General features: G+C 77.2%; 3 protein-coding genes (2 of these 3 running past the window's edge). All 3 read left to right on the top strand.

Annotated features, from left to right (window positions below; translation table 11 throughout):
- Tightly spaced (each overlapping or abutting the next), the 3 genes in view from WFI16_RS09960 to WFI16_RS09970 form a layout consistent with a single transcriptional unit that may run on beyond the window.
- A protein-coding gene (locus WFI16_RS09960; protein ID WP_419897674.1) for an SDR family NAD(P)-dependent oxidoreductase crosses the window boundary here: on the top strand, positions 1–9,174 show its 3' portion. The gene continues 4,905 nt to the left of window position 1, outside the view; 9,174 of the gene's 14,079 nt are visible here — the last part of the coding sequence; its start codon lies beyond the left edge, outside the window; the stop codon is at positions 9,172–9,174.
- Complete coding sequence (locus tag WFI16_RS09965) at positions 9,171–12,599, top strand: MupA/Atu3671 family FMN-dependent luciferase-like monooxygenase (protein ID WP_419897675.1); 3,429 nt, start codon at positions 9,171–9,173, stop codon at positions 12,597–12,599. The genes WFI16_RS09960 and WFI16_RS09965 overlap by 4 nt, the downstream gene beginning before the upstream one ends.
- Positions 12,596–17,274 carry the 5' portion of an SDR family NAD(P)-dependent oxidoreductase gene (locus WFI16_RS09970; RefSeq protein ID WP_419897676.1) on the top strand. 10,390 nt of this gene lie beyond the right edge of the window, so 4,679 of the gene's 15,069 nt are visible here — the first part of the coding sequence; the start codon lies at positions 12,596–12,598; its stop codon lies off the right edge, out of view. The genes WFI16_RS09965 and WFI16_RS09970 overlap by 4 nt, the downstream gene beginning before the upstream one ends.

Genomic DNA, 17,274 nt, shown 5'->3' on the forward strand with positions numbered 1-17,274 from the left:
CAGGCCGCGACCGGCATCGCCGCGCTCGACACCGCCGCCGGCCTGGCCGCCTTCGAGACGGCGCTGGCGCAGCCGCTTCCGCATCTGCTGGTGCTGCCCGGTGCGCGCGAGGCCATCGCCCGCTTCCTCGACGACGCAGCGCACGCCGAGGCCGCAACCGCCGCGCCGATGGGTGGCGAGCCCACCTTGCCGCTGGTGACACGGCTGTTCGCCGAGGCCACCGGCCTGCCGGCGGAGCGGCTGCGCCCCGACCGCCCCTTCGACGCCTATGGCATCGACAGCATCCTGGTCACCAAGCTGACCGCGCGGCTGGAACAGGCGCTGGGCACCAGCCTGCCGCCGACGCTGCTCTTCGACCATGGCACCCTGGCGAGCCTGGCCGAGGCGCTCGACCGCGTCCGGCCGGCGCCGGCCCCCGCGCCGACCCCGCCCGGCCCGGAACCGACACCGCCGCCGGCGGCCGAGGGCATCGCCATCATCGGCATGGCCGGCCGCTTCCCCGATGCCGACACGCCGGATGAGCTCTGGCGCCACCTGCTCGACGGCCATGACCCGATCCGCGCCGTGCCGGCCGGGCGCGGCCCCGGCGACTGGGGCATCGGCCGCGGCGGCTTCCTGACCGAGGTCGACCGCTTCGACCCGCTGTTCTTCGGCATCGCGCCCGCGGAAGCCGCGCGCATGGATCCCCAGGAAAGAAAGTTCCTGGAAACCTGCTGGGAGGCGCTGGAGGATTCCGGCCATACCCGCGACAGCCTGGCCGGCACCGACCGCCAGGGCGGCGTCTTCGTCGGCGTCATGTATGGCGACTATGCCCTGCTCGCCGCCGAGGCGGCAGCACGCGATGGCGCCATCGCCGGCGCCGCGCCCTATTGGTCGGTGGCCAACCGCGTCTCCTACGTCTTCGACCTGCGCGGACCGAGCCTGGCGGTCGATACCGCCTGCTCCGCCTCGCTCAGCGCGCTGCACCTGGCCTGCCGCGCGCTGGAGAATGGCGAATGCCGCGTCGCCATCGCCGGCGGCGTCACCCTGTCGCTGCACCCGCAGAAATTCGCCGGCCTGCAGCAGGGGCAGTTCGCATCCAGCGACGGCCGCTGCCGCAGCTTCGCCGAAGGCGGCGACGGCTATGTCCCCGGCGAGGGCGTCGGCGCCGTCATCCTGAAGCCACTGGCCACGGCGCTGGCGGATGGCGACCCGATCCACGCGGTGATCCGCGGCAGCGCCCTCAACCATGGCGGCCGCAGCAACGGCTATACCGTGCCCAGCCCGGCGCGGCAGGCCGAGGTGATCGCCGCCGCGCTGGACCGCGCCGGCGTGCCGGCCGAGAGTGTCTCCGTCATCGAGGCGCATGGCACCGGCACGGCGCTGGGCGATCCCATCGAGATTGTCGGGCTGGCCGCTGCCTTCGGCCCGGCGGTCGCGCGGCAATCGGTGGCGCTGGGCTCGCTGAAGGCCAGCCATGGCCATCTGGAGGCCGCCGCCGGCATTGCCGGGCTGATCAAGCTGGTGCTGCAGCTGCGGCATCGCCGGCTGCCGCCGATGCCGGCCTATGGCGGGCCGAACCGCCGCATCGATTTCGCCGCCACGCCCTTCCGGCTGCAGTTGGAGGCCGCCGACTGGACCGGGCCGCACCCGCTGCGCGCCGGGCTCAGCGGCTTCGGCGCCGGCGGGGCGAACGCCCATCTGGTGCTGCAGGAGGCGCCGCCCCGCGCGGTGCTGCCGGTGGCCGCGGGCCCGGCGCTGATCCTGCTCTCGGCCCGCACCGAGGCGCAGCTGCGCGCCTATGCCGACCGGCTCGCCACCGCACTGCCGGACAGCGGCGCGCGGCTGGCCGATATCGCCCACACGCTGCAGGCGGGACGCGAGGCGATGCCGGCGCGGCTGGGTTTCGTTGCCGCCAGCCTTTCGGAGCTGGTGGAAGGTCTCGCCGGCTTCGCCGCCGGCCGTCTGCCGCCCCAGGGCTTCTTCGGCCTCGATGACGGCGCCACGCCGCCGGCGCCGCCGCCGCCCGGCGCCCCGCTGGCCGAGCAGGCGCGCGCCTTCGCCGCCGGCGCCCTGCTGGCCGGCCCACCGCAGCCGGGGCAGCGCGTGCCGCTGCCGCCGCATCCCTTCCTCGGCCAGCGGCACTGGCTGCCCGGTGCGGTCGCCAACGCCCCGCAGCAGCACTGGACGCCGCAGGACGCGCTGGTGCGCGACCACCGCGTCGCCGGCCGGCTGCTGCTGCCCGGCGCGGCGCTGCTGCAGCTGGCGCTCGCCGCCCGCCCCGGCGCCACCACCCTGTCCGACATCGCCTGGCTGCGCAGCGCCGCGGTGCCCGAGGCCGGGCTGTCGCTGCAGGTCGAGACCGACGCGCAGGGCTTCACCATCGCCGCGGCGGGAGAGGAACTCGCCCGCGGCCGTTACGCCGCGCGCCCCCTGCCGCCGCTGCCCGCGCCCCCAGGCGCGATCGTCTCGCGGCTGGGCGCCGAGGCGATCTATGCGCGGCTGGCCGGGCTCGGGCTGGAATACGGCCCCAGCCTGGCGCTGGTCGAGGCGGTGGAGAGCGATGGCATCGCGATCCGTGCCGCGCTGCGGCCGGAGGCGGCGAGTGCCAGCTTGGCGGCGCTGGTCGATGCCGCCTTCCAGGCGCTGATCGGCCTGGCGCCCGAGGGTCCGGCGGCGCTGCGCATCCCCTTCGCGCTGGAGGCGCTGGCGCTGCCCGGCGACCCGGCGGCGGCACGGCAGGTGATCGGCCGCCGCCGCCCCGATGCCAGTGCCGGGGAAGCCCGCTACGACATCGCCCTGCTCGATGCCGCGGGTCAGCCGGTGCTGCGCCTCGCCGGGCTGGCGACGCGGCCGGCCAGGGCGGCGGCGACGGCCCTGCCGGCGCCCTGCCTGCTGCAGCCGGTCTGGCGTGCCGCGCCGCCTCTGGCGGTCCAGGCCCCGGCCGTCGAGTGCCTGCTGCTGCGCCGCCCCGGCCAGGCGGTGCCGGCGGCGCTGGCGGCGCTGCCCGCCTGCGACCCCGGCGATCTCGCGGCGCTGGCGCGGCTGGCGGGCGCCTCGACCGGGTTGATCTGGCTGGCCCCCGGCCAGGCCACCGATCCCGCCGCGCCGGCCCTGGCCCTGCTGGCGGCGCTGCAGGCGCTGGCACCGGCCGGCGGCACGGCGCGCCCGCTCTTCCTGCTGGCCGCCGGCGAGGATCGCCCTGGCCCGGTCGATGCCGCGCTCTTCGGCCTGGCGAAATGCGCCGCGCTGGAACTGCCGGGCCTGGCCCTGCGGCTGGTGCTGGCCGATGCCGCCGCGCTGGCCGCGCCCGACCTGCTGCCGCGCCTGCTGGCCGAGCCGGCCGCCAGCCCGGCGCAGGAGATCGCCTGGCGCGGCCCTGCCCGTCTGGTCCGCCAGCTGGTGCCGCTGCCGCAGGACAGCGCGGAAGACGCGGCGGCGGGCGGCACCTGGCTGCTGGTCGGCGGCGCCGGCGGCATCGGCCGGGTGCTGGCCGAGGACATCCTGGCCCGCGACCCGGCGGCGCATGTCGCGCTGGTCGGGCGGCGCGCGCCCGATGCGGCGCTGGCGCAGCGCATCGCCGCCAGCCAGGGGCGGCTGCGCCACCTGCAGGCCGATGCCACCGATGCCGTGGCGCTGAGCGCCGCCCTGGCCGGGCTGCGCGCGCTCGGCTGGCCGCGCCTCGACACCGCGGTGCAGGCGGCGCTGGTGCTGCGCGACCGGCCGCTGCTGGCGATGACGCCGGAGGATTTCCGCGCCGCCTTCGCGCCGCGCGCCCTGGCGACCCGGGCGCTGGAGACCGCGCTGGCGGCGGAGCCGCATCCGCCGCGGCGGCTGGTGCTGTTCTCCTCGGCCAATGCCGGGCCGGGATCGCCGGGCCAGGCGAATTACGTCGCCGGCTCCAGCTTCGCCGAGGCCTTGCTGGCGGAAGGCGAGCGGCCCTGGCATCGGCAGGTGCTGGCCTGGGGCCTCTGGGGCGAGGTCGGCGCGGTGGCCGATGCCGCGACCCAGGCGCGGATGGCGCGGCTCGGCGTGCACCCGATCCTGCCGGGCGAGGGCCTGTCGCTGTGGCGTCAGGTCCTCGCCAGCGGTGCGGCGCATTCCGTCGCGGTGAAGGCCGAGCCGGGTGCGCTCCGCCAGCTGGGCCTGGCCGATCCCTGCCCCGCCGCCGCGCTGCTGGCCACCGCCGAGGCAACGGCGCCGCCCGCCCCGCCGCTGGCCCCGGCCATCGCCGATTTCGCGGCGCTGGAGGCATGGGGCCGGCACGCCCTGCTCGTGGTGCTGCGCGGCATGGGCGACGGCCTGCCCAGCGCCTATACGCCGGCCGGGCTGGCGCGGCGGCTCGGCATCGCGCCGCGGCATGCGACGCTGTTCGCCGCGCTGCTCGGCCTGCTGGAACGCGCCGGGCTGGCGCGGCAGGCGGACGGGCTGTGGCGCTTCGCTGCCGCTGCGGTGCCGGAGGCGCCCCAGGGGATCTCGATCGATGGCCCGCGCCGGCTGCTGCAGGCGGTGCTCGACCATTATCCGGCGCTGCTGCGCGGCACGCTCGACCCGGTCGAGGTGCTGTTCCCGCAGGCCGACACCGCGCTGGTCGAGGGCGCCTATGCCGGCAATCCGGTCGCCGACCGGCTGAACGCGCTGCTGGCGGCCAGCCTGGCGGCGCAGGCCGCCAAGGCCGATCCGGCGCGCCCCTTCCGCGTCATCGAGATCGGCGCCGGCACCGGCGCCAGCAGTGCGGCCCTGCTGCCGGCGCTGGCCGCTCTCGGCCGGCCGGTGGAGTATCTGTTCACCGATATCTCCCGGCATTTCCTGACGCGCGCCGAAGCGAATTTCCGCAACCATCCATTCCTGCGCACGGCGCTCTACGATGCCGAGCGCGATGCGGCGGCGAACGGCCAGGCCGAGCGCAGCTTCGACGCGGTGGTGGCGACCAATGTGCTGCATGCCACCGCCAGCCTGTCCGCCACGCTGCAGCGGCTGGCCCGGCTGCTGCGGCCCGGCGGGCTCTTCGCCCTCAACGAGGTCACCCGCGCGCAGGACTTCGCCACCATCGTCTTCGGCCTGACCGAAGGCTGGTGGCGCGGCGCCGCCGAGCCCGGCCGCCTGCCCGGCGCGCCGCTGGCCGATGCGCCGCGCTGGCAGGCGCTGCTGCGGCAGGCCGGTTGCGAGGCCATCGCCGCAGTGACCCCCGCCGCGGCCGAGGGCGGCGCGCAGACGCTGCTGCTCGGGCTGCTGCCGGCCGGCGCCGCGCTGCCGGAGGCGCCCGCCGCCATCAGGCCTGTCAAGGCCACCCCGATCGCCGCCACGCAGCCCGCCGCCATGCAGCCCACCGCCGCCGGGGCGCCGCCGCCACGGCTGGTCGGCTTCCTGCGCGGGCTCTTCGCCGCGGTGCTGAAGCTGCCGCCGGAGGAGCTGCGGCTGCACCAGGGCTTCGACGGCGTCGGGCTGGAATCGCTCAGCGCGCTGGAGCTGCGCGGCCGCATCGCCGAGCGCTTCCCGGAGGTGCCGGCGACGCTGCTCTTCGAGCACAACAGCCTGGCCCGCCTCGCCACCCATCTGGCCGCGGCCTATCCGGCCGAGGCGGCCGCCTTCCTGGACCAGCCCGCGCAACCGGTGGCCGAACCGGCCCCCGCCAGCACCCCGCCGGCCGCCGACGAGCGCATCGCCATCATCGGCTTCGCCGGCCGCTTCCCCGGCGGCGAGACGCCCGAGGATTTCTGGCAGCTCCTGGAATCCGGCGGCCAGGCCGTGAGAAGAATCCCGGCAGAGCGCTGGGATGTCGCGCGCTGGCAGGGTGGCAGCGCCGAGCCGGGCCGCTCGCGCAGCCCCTGGGCCGGCTGCATCGAGGGCGTCGACCTGTTCGACCCGCGCTTCTTCGGCCTGTCGCCGCTGGAAGCCGAGAGCATGGACCCGCAGGAGCGGCTGTTCCTGCAGACCGCCTGGCACCTGCTGGAGGCCGCCGGCACCACACCCGCGCGGCTGGTGGCGCAGGCCGGCGAGAACGGCGTCGGCGTCTTCGTCGGCGCCATGAACAACCCCTACCAGTGGCTGGCCGCCGAGGCCTGGGCGGCGGGCCATGCCAGCGCCGGCGCCTCGCAATTCTGGTCGATCGCCAACCGGGTCTCGCATCGGCTGGATCTCGGTGGGCCGAGCCTCGCCGTCGACACCGCCTGCTCCTCCAGCCTGACCGCGCTGCATCTGGCCTGCGAGAGCCTGCGCCGCGGCGAATGCGGCGCCGCCATCGCCGGCGGCGTCAACCTGCTGCTGCATCCGCGGCAATTGGTGAATCTTTCGGCGGCCGGCATGATCTCGGCCGGGCCGGAATGCCGCGCCTTCGCCGAGGGCGCCGATGGCTTCGTCGATGCCGAGGGCGTCGGCGCCGTGCTGCTGAAGCCGCTGGCCGCGGCGCTGCGCGACGGCGACCGGATCGAGGCGGTGATCCTGGGCAGCGCGATGAATTCCGGCGGCCGCACCTCGGGCTTCACCGTGCCCAGCCCGCGCGCCCAGGCGCGCGCCATCCGCCAGGCGCTGTCGCGCGCCGGCGTGCCGGCCGAGAGCGTCTCGGTCGTCGAGGCGCATGGCACCGGCACGGCGCTGGGCGATCCGATCGAGCTGGCCGGGCTGGTCGAGGGCTATGGCGCCGCGCCGCGCCCGGCGCCGGTGCTGCTGGGCGCGCTGAAGGCCAATATCGGCCATCTGGAATCGGCGGCCGGCATCGCCGGGCTGACCAAGCTGCTGCTGCAGCTGCGGCACCGGCGGATCGCGCCGCATCCGCATGCCGCGACGCCCAATCCGCTGATCCGCTTCGAGGGCACGCCCTTCCGCCTGCCGGCCGCCGCGCAGAACTGGACCGGGATGCCGAAACCCGGCGGCGGGCATTGGCCGCGCCGCGCCGGGCTCAGCGCCTTCGGCGCCGGCGGTGCCAATGTGCATCTGCTGCTGGAGGAAGCGCCGCCCGCACCGCCCGCCTTGGAAGACGAGGCTTTCCTGGTGCCGCTCTCGGCCACCGACAGTGGGCGGTTGGCGGATCTGGCCCGGCGCCTGCTGGACTGGAGCGACCGCCACCCCGAGGCCAGCCCCGGCGCGATCGCCGCCAGCCTGCGCCGTGGCCGCGTCGCCCTCGCCTGCCGGGCGGTGCTGCGGGGCGACGGGCGCGACGCGCTGCGCGAGGCGCTGGCCGCCCTGGCCGAAGGCCTCCCCCCCGGCGAGCATCGCCGTGGCCGGGCGCGGCTGATCATCGGCGGCGCGCCCAGCGCCTCCGCCCCCCTGCTGGCCGAGAGCACCGAGGGCCAGGCCCTGCTGCGCGCCCTGCTGGCCGCCGGCGACGGCGATCGTCTCGCCCGGCTCTGGGCCGAGGGGGCCGCGATCGACTGGGCCGCGCTGCCCGGTGGCACAGCGCCGCCGCTGCCGCTGCCCGGCTATCCCTTCGCCCGCGAGCGCCACTGGCTGCCGGCCGGCGCCGCGCCTGCCGAACCCACCGCGGCGGCGCCGGCGGAAACCGCGCTGCTGGCGCGGGGCTGGCAGGAGGTGCGGCTGCCCGAGCCAGCGCCGCCCGGCCCGCTGCTGCTGCTCGGCGCCGCCGACAGCCCCGAACTGGCCGCGGCCCTGGCCGAGGCCTGGCCCGGCCCCTGCCGCCGCCTCGACGACCCGGCCGCGGCGGAGGCCGGTGCCACGCTGATCGACCTGCACGCGCCGCGCGACGATTCAGCCGGGCTGGCGCGGCTGCAAACGCTGCTGGCCGCGCTGCTGCGCGACGGCCCCACGGAGCTCCGCCTGCTGCGGCCGGGCGCCACGGCGGCCGAGACCGCGATGCTGCGCACCGCCGCGCTGGAAGGCCTCGCCGGCGCCACGGCGCTGCGGCTGGAGGGGACGCCGGAGGCCCGCGACCTCGCCAGCCTGTGCCGCATCGAGGCGATGGCGCTGACCCCGCAGCCCGAGGTGCTGTGGCGCGACGGCCGCCGCTTCCTGCCGGTGCTGCAACGGCTGGCGCCCGCCCTGGCCCGTCCGGTGTTCCAGCCTGGCCGTGCCTATCTGCTGGCCGGCGGGCTGGGCGAGGTCGGCCGTGCCCTGGCGGCCGAGGCGCTGGCGGTCGGGGCGCATCTGGCGATCCTGGGCCAGCGCGATGCCGCCGCCGCCGCCCCGGTGCTGGCCGCGCTGCGCCAGGACGCGCCGCCCGGCGCGGTGCTGGCCTATGCGGCCGCCGACCTGGCCGATGCCGCTGCCCTGGCCGAGGCGCTGGCGCGGCTGCGCCGGGCGCTGGGCGATGCGGAGCGGCCCTTCGCCGGCGTGCTGCATCTGGCGCGCGCCGTCGCCGACGGGCCGCTGGCGGCCAAGGATGCCGCCACGCTGGAGGCGGTGCTGGCGCCGAAGCTGGCCGGCAGCCTGGCGCTGGACGCCGCGCTGGCCGGCGAGCCGCTCGACTTCTTCATCCTCTGCGGCTCGCTGGCCGGCTGGTTCGGGCTGGCGGGTGGCGGCGACTATGCCGCTGCCTGCGCTTGGCAGGGCGATTTCGCGGCGCGCCGCCAGGCCCGGGTGCTGCGCGGCGAGCGGCAGGGGCAGAGCCTCGCCATCGCCTGGCCGCAATGGGCCTATGACCGGCATGGCAGCGCGGCCAAGGCGGCGGCGCTGGCGGCACGCGGCCTGGTACCGCTGCAGGCCGCGGCGGGCCTCGCCGCGCTGGGCGCGGCGCTGGCCGCCGGCCAGCCGGAGCTGGCGGTCGTCGCCGGCGAGGCCGCCTGCATCGCCGGTCTGGCTGAGGCCTATGGCGCCGCCGCGGCGCTGCAGGCCCTGCCACCCGATGGCGCGATCGGCGAGGAGCTGGCGGCGCTGAGCGATGCCGAGCTCGCGGCCTATCTGGCGCATCTGCAGGAGGGCGCCGTGCCCCTCGCCGCGCCCGCGCCGCCGCCGATCCCACTGAAGCGCCCCGCCCCGCTGCCCCCGGCCGGGCTGCAGGCGGAGCTCGCCCGGCTGCTGGCGGCGCATCTGAAGCTGCCGCCCGACAGCCTCGACGCCGAGACTGCCTTCGCCGGCATCGGGCTGGATTCGATCCGCGCGCTGCAGGCGGCGGAGAAGATCGGCCGGCATCTCGGCCTGCGGCTTGACCCGGTGGTGTTCTTCGAGCATCCGACGCTGGGCCGGCTGGCCGCCCATCTCGAGGGGCTGCGGACGGTGCCGCGGCTGGAGGCCGGCGAATGAGTGCGCGACGCCAGCAGATGATCGAGGCGGCGACCCGGCTGTGGCAGCAGCGGCTGGACGCGCCCGGTCCGGCCCCGCTGCGCCCCGGCGCCTTCCGCGCCCGCCTGTTGCAGGAAGCGGCGCCGGCGCCGAAACGGGCGCCCGGGCAGCTCGGCTTCTCGCTGATGTTCTTCTCAGCCGAGGCAGGGGCGGCGCCGCGGCCCGGCCTCTATGCCACGCTGCAGCAGGCGGCGCGGCAGGCGGACCGGCTGGGCTTCACCGCGCTCTGGCTGCCCGAGCGGCATTTCGACCGCTTCGGCGGCCCCTATCCCGATCCGGCGGTGCTGGCGGCGATGCTGGCGCCGATGACGCGGCGCCTTCGTCTGCGCGCCGGCAGCGTGGTGGCGCCGCTGCACCACCCGGCCGCCATCGCCGAGCGCTGGGCGGTGGTTGACAACCTGTCCGGCGGCCGCGTCGACCTCGCCTTCGGCAGCGGCTGGAATCCTTCTGATTTTTGCCTCGCGCCCGACAATTACGCGCGGCGCGGCGAACTGCTGGCCGGGCAGGTGGAACAGATCCGGCGGCTGTGGCGCGGCGAGGCGGTGGCATTTCCAGGTCCGGACGGCGCGGCGCGACCGCTGCGCCTGCAGCCACGGCCGCTGCAGCCGGAGCTGCCCTTCTGGATCTCCTCCACCGGCAGCCTGGCCAGTTTCGAGCGCGCCGGAAGGCTCGGCGCCAATTTACTGACCATGCTGATGGGCAGCGATCTGGCAGCCCTGGCGCCGAAGATCGCCGCCTATCGTGCCGCGCGGGCGGCGGCGGGCATGGACCCGCAGGGCGGCACCGTCACGCTGATGCTGCACAGCCTGGTGCATGACGACCGCGACCGCGTTGCCGCCGCCATCCGCGATCCCTTCCGCGACTATCTGCGCAGTTCCCTGGAAGCCCAGCGTGGCGCCCATGCCGAGGGCCGCGCGCTGGACGCGGAGCAGCGCAGCCAGATCGCCCATTATGCCGCCGAGCGCTATGCCCGCAGCGCGCTGTTCGGCACGCCGGAAGACTGCCGCCCGCTGCTGGCGCAGGTCGCCGCGGCCGGCGTCGACGAGATTGCCTGCCTGGTCGATTTCGGCCTGCCCGACGCGCTGCTGCTGGAAGGGCTGGCACCGCTGGCCCGCCTGGCCGCCGAGCATGGCGGGCTGCTGCCGGCCGAGGAGGAGGCGCCGCGCCCCGCGCCGGTCGCGGCGGCCGGCCATGACGCGCCGGTCGCCGTCATCGGCCTGGCCTGCCGCCTGCCGGGCGCGGCCGATGCGGCGCAGTTCTGGCGCAACCTGCAGGCCGGCCACAGCGCGCTGCGCCCGCCGCCGCCCGGCCGCGGCACCGCCCTGGCGCAGGGCGGCTTCCTGGACGACGTCGACGGCTTCGACGCCGCGGGCTTCGGCATCGCCCCGGCCGAGGCCGCGGCCATGGACCCGCATCACCGGCTGCTGCTGCAATCCGTCCGCGACGCGCTGCGCGACGCCGGCCTCCCGGAAGCATCCCTGCGCGGCAGCGACACCGGCATCTTCGCCGCGCTCTATTCCACCAGCTTCGCCGAGGCGGCCTCGGCGATGGAGCCCGATGGCGTCAGCATCGCCGGGCAGATCGCCTCGATGGCGCCGAACCGGATTTCCTTTCTCTTCGACTGGAGCGGGCCGTCGGAGCTGGTCAACACCGCCTGCTCCTCCGGGCTGGTGGCGCTGCACCGGGCGGCCGCCGCGTTGCGCAACGGCGAATGCGGCATCGCCATCGCCGCCGGCGCCAGCCTGCTGCTGTCGGATGCGGAATCCGCGGCGCTGGCCCGGCTCGGCCTGCTCTCGCCCGGCGGCCACTGCCGCGCCTTCGACGCCGAGGCCGATGGCCAGGCACGCGGCGAGGGCGTCGGCGCCCTGGTGCTGAAGCCGCTGGAGGCGGCGCTGCGCGACGGCAACCGCATCCACGCCATCCTCGCCGGCAGCGCGGTCAATCATGGCGGCGCGCGCAGCGGCTCGCTGACCCTGCCGGGGGCGCGGCGGCAGGCGGCCTGCATCGGCGCCGCGCTGCGCCGCGCCGGGCTCGACGCCGCCGGGATCGGCTATGTCGAGGCACATGGCGCCGGCAGCCCGGCCGGCGACCTGGCCGAGGCCAGCGCGCTGGAAGAGGCGCTGCAGGGTGCCGCGCCCGCCAGCGTGGCGGTGGGCAGCCTGCGCCCGGCGCTCGGGTCGCTGGACGCGGCGGGCGGCATCGCGGCGGCGATCAAGGCGGCGCTGATGCTGGGCCAGGGCGGCGCCATCCCGCCACAGCCGGCGACGCCGCGGCTGCCGGCCGCGCTCGACCATCCAGCCAGCCCGCTGCGTTTCCAGGGCGCGGCGGCCGGAGCCCTGCCGCCTGGCCGCGCCGCCGTGCTGGTGCATGGCTATGGGCTGGGCGGGGTGAATGCCGACCTGGTCTTCCTGCCGCCGCCGGAAGGCTGCGCGCCGCCGCTGCTTCCCCTCGCGGCCGCGGCGCCCGACAAGAGCACTGCCGACAGGAACCCTGTCGGCGACTTCTACGACTTCGTCACCCGCGCCGAGGCGGTCGGCGATGCCGCGGTCTTCCTGACCCTGGCGCCGTTTCCGGAGGTCGTGCCGGGCTTCTCCTGGACGCGCTGCTTCCAGGACCCGGCGGCGAACCCGGCGCATTGGGCGCTGATGCAGCAGGCGCAGCGCGACATGCGCGACGTGCTCTACGCCAATGTCGATTTCGGCCGGGTGCGCCGCGTGCTGGATATCGGCTGCGGCTTGGCCACCGACCTGATCGCCCTGGCCGAGGCGCATCCGGCGATCCACGCCGATGGCCACACCATCTCGGCCGCGCAGGCGGCGGCGGGGCGGGCGCGGGTGGCGGCGCGGGGCCTGGCGGAGCGCGTCGCCATCCATCACCGCGACAGCGCGCGCGACGCCTTCCCGGGCCCGGCCTATGAGCTGGTGATCGGCTTCGAGGTCGCCCACCACATCCGCGACAAGGACGGGCTGTTCTCCAACATCGCCCGCCACCTGGCGCCGGGCGGGACGCTGCTGCTGGCCGACACGGTGGCCAATACCCTGGCGCCGATCGAGCTGCCGGCGGTGGGCTCCTGGACGCCGGACCGCGACAGCTATGCGGCGCTGCTGGCGCGGCACGGGCTGGCGATCCGCGACTGGCTCGACATCTCGGCCGAGATCGCGAATTTCCTCGCCGATCCCGCCCTGGATACCATGCTGGCGGCGGAGGCGCAGGCGGCGGCCGCGGCCGGCCGCCCCGGCATGGCGCTGGCGGAGGCGGTGCAGCGCAGCTGGCACGCCTTCGGCGACGCCTTGCGGGAGGGGCTGATGAGCTACATCCTGGTCACCGCGGCGCCCGACCCCTCGGCCAGCGCCGCCGGCAATCGCGCCGCCATGGAGGCCGCATGACGACGCCCTATGCCCGCCGTCTCGCGGCCCTCCGCCAGGGCAGCGCCCCCGCCGCGCCCAGCGATGATCTCGTCGCCGCTCTCGCAGACATCCTGGCCGGCAGCCTGGGCGTGGCCGCGACGGCGGTCGATCCGGCGCGGCCCTTCGCCGAGCTCGGCCTGACCTCGCTGCTGGCGGTGCGCTTCCTCGACCGGGTGAACCGCCGCTTCGAGCAGCGGCTGGGCGTCGACGCGCTTTTCGCCCATGCCTCGGTGGCGGCGCTGGCGGCGCATCTGGCGCCGCGGATCGCGCCGGCCCCGGCGGCGCCGGTCATCGCCGCGGCGCCGCCCGCCGCGACGCCCGACATCGCCATCATCGGCATGGCCGGCCGCTTCCCCGGCGCGCCGGACATCGCGACGCTGCGCGACCGCCTGGCCGCCGGCGACCTGCTGGTCGGCCCGATGCCACCGGCCCGGCAGGCGCTGGGCGCCACCGCCGGGGCACCGGCTGCCGGCTATCTGGACGACATCGACTGCTTCGACGCGGCCTTCTTCGGCATCTCGCCGCGCGAGGCGGCGGCGATGGACCCGCAGCAGCGGCTGTTCCTGGAGCAGTGCTGGCTGGCCATCGAGCAGGCCGGCCTCCCGGCCGAGGCGCTGCGCGGCCGCCGCGTCGGCGTCTTCGCCGGCGCTGCCGCCAGCGGCTACGAGGCGCTGCTGGACCAGGCGGCGCAGGCGACGCAGAGCCATGGGCTGACCGGCAACCTGGTCTCGCTGCTGGCCGCGCGCATCGCCTATGCGCTGGACCTGCGCGGCCCGGCGCTGGTGGTGGACACCGCCTGCTCGGCCTCGCTGGTGGCGCTGCACCTAGCCTGCCAGGCGATCCGCAGCGGCGAGGTCGAGATGGCGCTGGCCGGTGGCGTGCGGCTGTTCCTCGACCCGCGCGGTTTCTCCCACATGCAGCGGGTCGGCATGCTGTCGGCCCAGGGCCGCTGCCGCAGCTTCGATGCCGCCGCCGACGGCATCGCGCTGGGCGAGGCCTGCGCCGTGGTGCTGCTGAAGCCGCTGGCCCGGGCGCTGGCCGAGGGCGACCGCATCGCCGCGGTGATCCGCGGCAGCGGCACCAACCAGGATGGCCGCAGCAACGGCATCACCGCGCCGAACGGCCGCGCCCAGGCCGAGCTGATCGGCGCCGTGCTGGCGCAGGCCGGGGTCGCGCCCGACAGCCTCGGCCTGGTCGAGGCGCATGGCACCGGCACGCCGCTCGGCGATCCGATCGAGGTGGCGGCGCTGGCCGAGATCCTCGGCGACAGGGCGAGGCCGGCCTGGCTGGGCTCGATCAAGTCGAATATCGGCCATGCCTCGGAGGCGGCGGGCATCGCCGGGCTGGTCAAGGCGGTGCTCTGCCTGCAGCAGGCCGAGATCCTGCCCAGCATCGGCTTCGAGACCGCCAATCCGCAGGCGCGCTTCGGCACGGCGCTGCGGGTGGCGACCACCCGGCAGCCCTGGCCGGCCGGGGAGACGCCGCGCCGCGCGGGCGTCAGCAGCTTCGGCCTGTCCGGCACCAACGCCCATGTGCTGCTGCAGGAGGCGCCGCCCGCCCCCGCGCCGGCCGACGTCCCCGGCCCCTGGCTGGTGGCGCTCTCGGCCGCCGATGCCGCGGCGCTGGACCGCCGCGCGGCGCAGCTGGCCGGGTGGCTGGAGAACGAGGCCGCGCCATCGCTCGGCGATCTCTGCCGCACGCTGCTGGACGGGCGCAGCGCGCTGGAGCACCGGCTGGCCTTCGTCGCCCCGGACCGCGCCGGCCTTCTCGCCCGGCTGCGCGCGCCGGCGCCGGAGGACCGGGCCCGGCTCGCCCGTGGCGCCACCCCGCCCGCCGCGCCGGCCTATGACGCGCAGCATCGCGCGGCCTCGCTGCAGGCGGCGGCCCGGGCCTGGCTGCAGGGCGCGACGCTCGACGGCGGCGCGCTCTATCCCGGCGCCGGCCGCCACCTGCCACTGCCGGCCTATCCCTTTGCCCGCGAGCGCCATTGGCCGGCGGTCGCCGCCGCGCCGCTGCCGGACGCCGCCGGCACGCGCGTCTTCCGCCATGACGAGCCGCTGGTGCGCGACCATGTGGTCGGCGGCGCCGCCCTGCTGCATGCCGGGCTGTTTCTCGAGATGGCGCGGCAGGAGGGCGCCGCCCCGGCGCTGGCGGAGATCGCCTGGCTGCGTCCGGCCACGGTCCCCGCCGGCGGCAGCCTGGCGCTGCGCCTGGCGCGCGAGGGCGAGGCGCTGACCCTGCTCGGCACCACCGAGGGCCGCCCCTATGCCCGCGCCCGCCGCGCCAGCCCCGGCGCCGCCCCGGCACCCCGCGACCTCGACGCGCTGCGCAGGACAGCGACCCGGCAGATCGACCCGGCCAGCTTGCCGCGCGATGCCGCGGCGCTGCATCTCGGCCCGAGCTTCCCCGGCGTCGCGCGGCTCTGGCTGGCGCCGGGCTCGGCACTGGGCCAGGCCAGCCTGCCGCCGGGTGCCGAGGGCCTGCCGCCGCGCCTGTCGGATGCGGCGATCCAGACCGCCGTCGCCCTGCTCGCCGCCGCCGCCGAGGCGGCCGGCCAGACGCCCGCGCTGCGCTATCCCGCCAGCCTCGCGCGGCTGGAGATCTTCGCGCCGCTGCCGGCCGGCGAGGCCTGGATCTTGGCCGAGCCCTGCGCCACCGATGCCGATGCCGTCGACCTGCTGCTGCTCGATGCCGAGGGCCGCGCCTTCCAGCGCTGGCAGGGCCTGGCGCTGCGGCCGGCGGCGGTGCCCGCGCAGCACCCGGCGCCGCAGGCCATGCAGCCGGCCTGGATAACGGAAGACGCGCTGCCGGCCGCGCCGGACTGGCCGGCGCTGCTGATCGCCTCGCCGGCCGACCGCGCGCTGCTGCCCGGCCTGGCCGCGCCGGCCCTGGCACCCGCGGACGCGGCGGGCATCGCCGCCGCCGTGGCGGGGCTGGGGCCGGCCGCGCCCTGTCTCTGGATCGCGGCCCTGACCGCGACGGACGAGCCCGTGGCGACCCTGGCGCTGCGCCAGCTGGTGCGCGCCCTGGTGCAGGCCGGCTTCGAGGCGGCGCCGCTGCGGCTGCGCATCCTGACCGGCGGCGCCCAGCGCGTCACTGGCACCGAGGCCGGCAACCCCGCCGGCGCCGCGCTGGAAGGCCTGGCCAAGGCGGTGGCCGCCGAATTCCCGGCCTGGCAGCTGGTGATCCTCGACATCGATCCGGCCGCGCCGCCGCCGGTGGAGGCGCTGGCGCGCGACCCCGGCAGCCCGCTCGGCGAGGCCGTGGCGCTGCGCGACGGGCAGCGCTGGCTGCGGCAGTGGCGGCCGCTGGCGCTGCCGGCGCCGCGGCGGCTGGACGGCGCCTGGCTGGTGGTCGGCGGCATGGGCCGCGTCGGCCGTGCTGTCAGCACCACGCTGGCGGCGCAGGGGGCGCGGCTGACCCTGATCGGGCGGGCGCCGCTCGATGCCGGGCGGCAGGCCTTCCTGGCGACACTGCCGGACGCCCAATACATCGCGGCCGATGTCGCCGACCCGGCCGCCATCGCCGCGGCACTGGACGCCGCCGAGGCCCGGCACGGCCCGCTGCAGGGCGTCATCCAGGCGGTGGTCGACCCGGTCTTCGGCCGCACCGACCGCCTGCCGGAGGACGAGTTCCGCGCCGGGCTGCGGCCCAAGCTGGCCGGGCTGGCCGCCCTGGCCGCGGGGCTGCAAGAGCGGCGGGGCAGGCCGGAGCTGGTCGTCTTTTCCTCCATCGGCGCCTTTGCCGGCTTCCCCGGCATCGAGGGCCAGGGCGCCTATGCCGCCGCCTGCTGCTTCGAGGCCGCCTTCGCCCAGACTATCGGCACCCGGGTGATCCATTGGGGGCTCTGGGCCGATCCGGCGCTGAACCCGGCCATGGTGGCGCGGCTGGCCGAGGCGGGCTGCTTCACCCAGGACGCCGCCGCCAGCGCGGCGCTGCTGCCGGCGCTGCTGGCCAGCAAGGCGCCGCAGATCGTGCTTGCCGCGCTCTCCCCGCCTGGCTGGGCGGCGCTGGGCGCGGCCGATGCCACGGCGCCGGCCGCGCTGGCGGCCCTCGCCCGCGCCGCCGGCACGGGCCTGCCCGCCACCGACCCGGCGCTGCAGGCGGCGATGGAGGCGCATGCCCGCGCCAGCCTGGCCGAGGCCCTGGCCCCGCACCGCCCGCCCCAGGGCTGGAGCGAGCCCGCGCTGCGCCAGGCCTTCGCCGTGCCGCCCGAGCGCGCGGCCCTGGTCGCCGCCCTGGCCGACATTCTGGCCAGGGCCGAGCCTGGTCCCGCCCCCGCCGAAGCCCGGAGCGCCGCGCTGCGCGCCGCCGCCACCGGCGAGGCCGCCGCGGCGCTGGAGGCGGCGCTCACCCTGCTGCAGGCCGGGCTGGCCGCCCTGCCCGGCATCCTGGCCGGCACGACGCGCGCCGCCGAGGTGCTGTTCCCCGGCGGCAGCACCGGGCTGGTGGCGCCGCTCTACCGGCACCAGCCGGCGCTGGCCGCCTGCAACGCCATGCTGGCGGCGACCGTGGTGGCCCTGGCGCGGGCCAAGGCGCCGGCCCGGCTGCGCATCCTCGAGATTGGCGCCGGCACCGGGGCCAGCACGGCGCCGGCGCTCGACGCACTGGCGGCCGCCGGGCTGGTCGCCGACTATCTCTGCACCGAGCTCTC

Origin of the sequence: Roseomonas sp. USHLN139, assembly GCF_037145735.1 — a bacterium.
Taxonomy (GTDB): domain Bacteria; phylum Pseudomonadota; class Alphaproteobacteria; order Acetobacterales; family Acetobacteraceae; genus Pseudoroseomonas.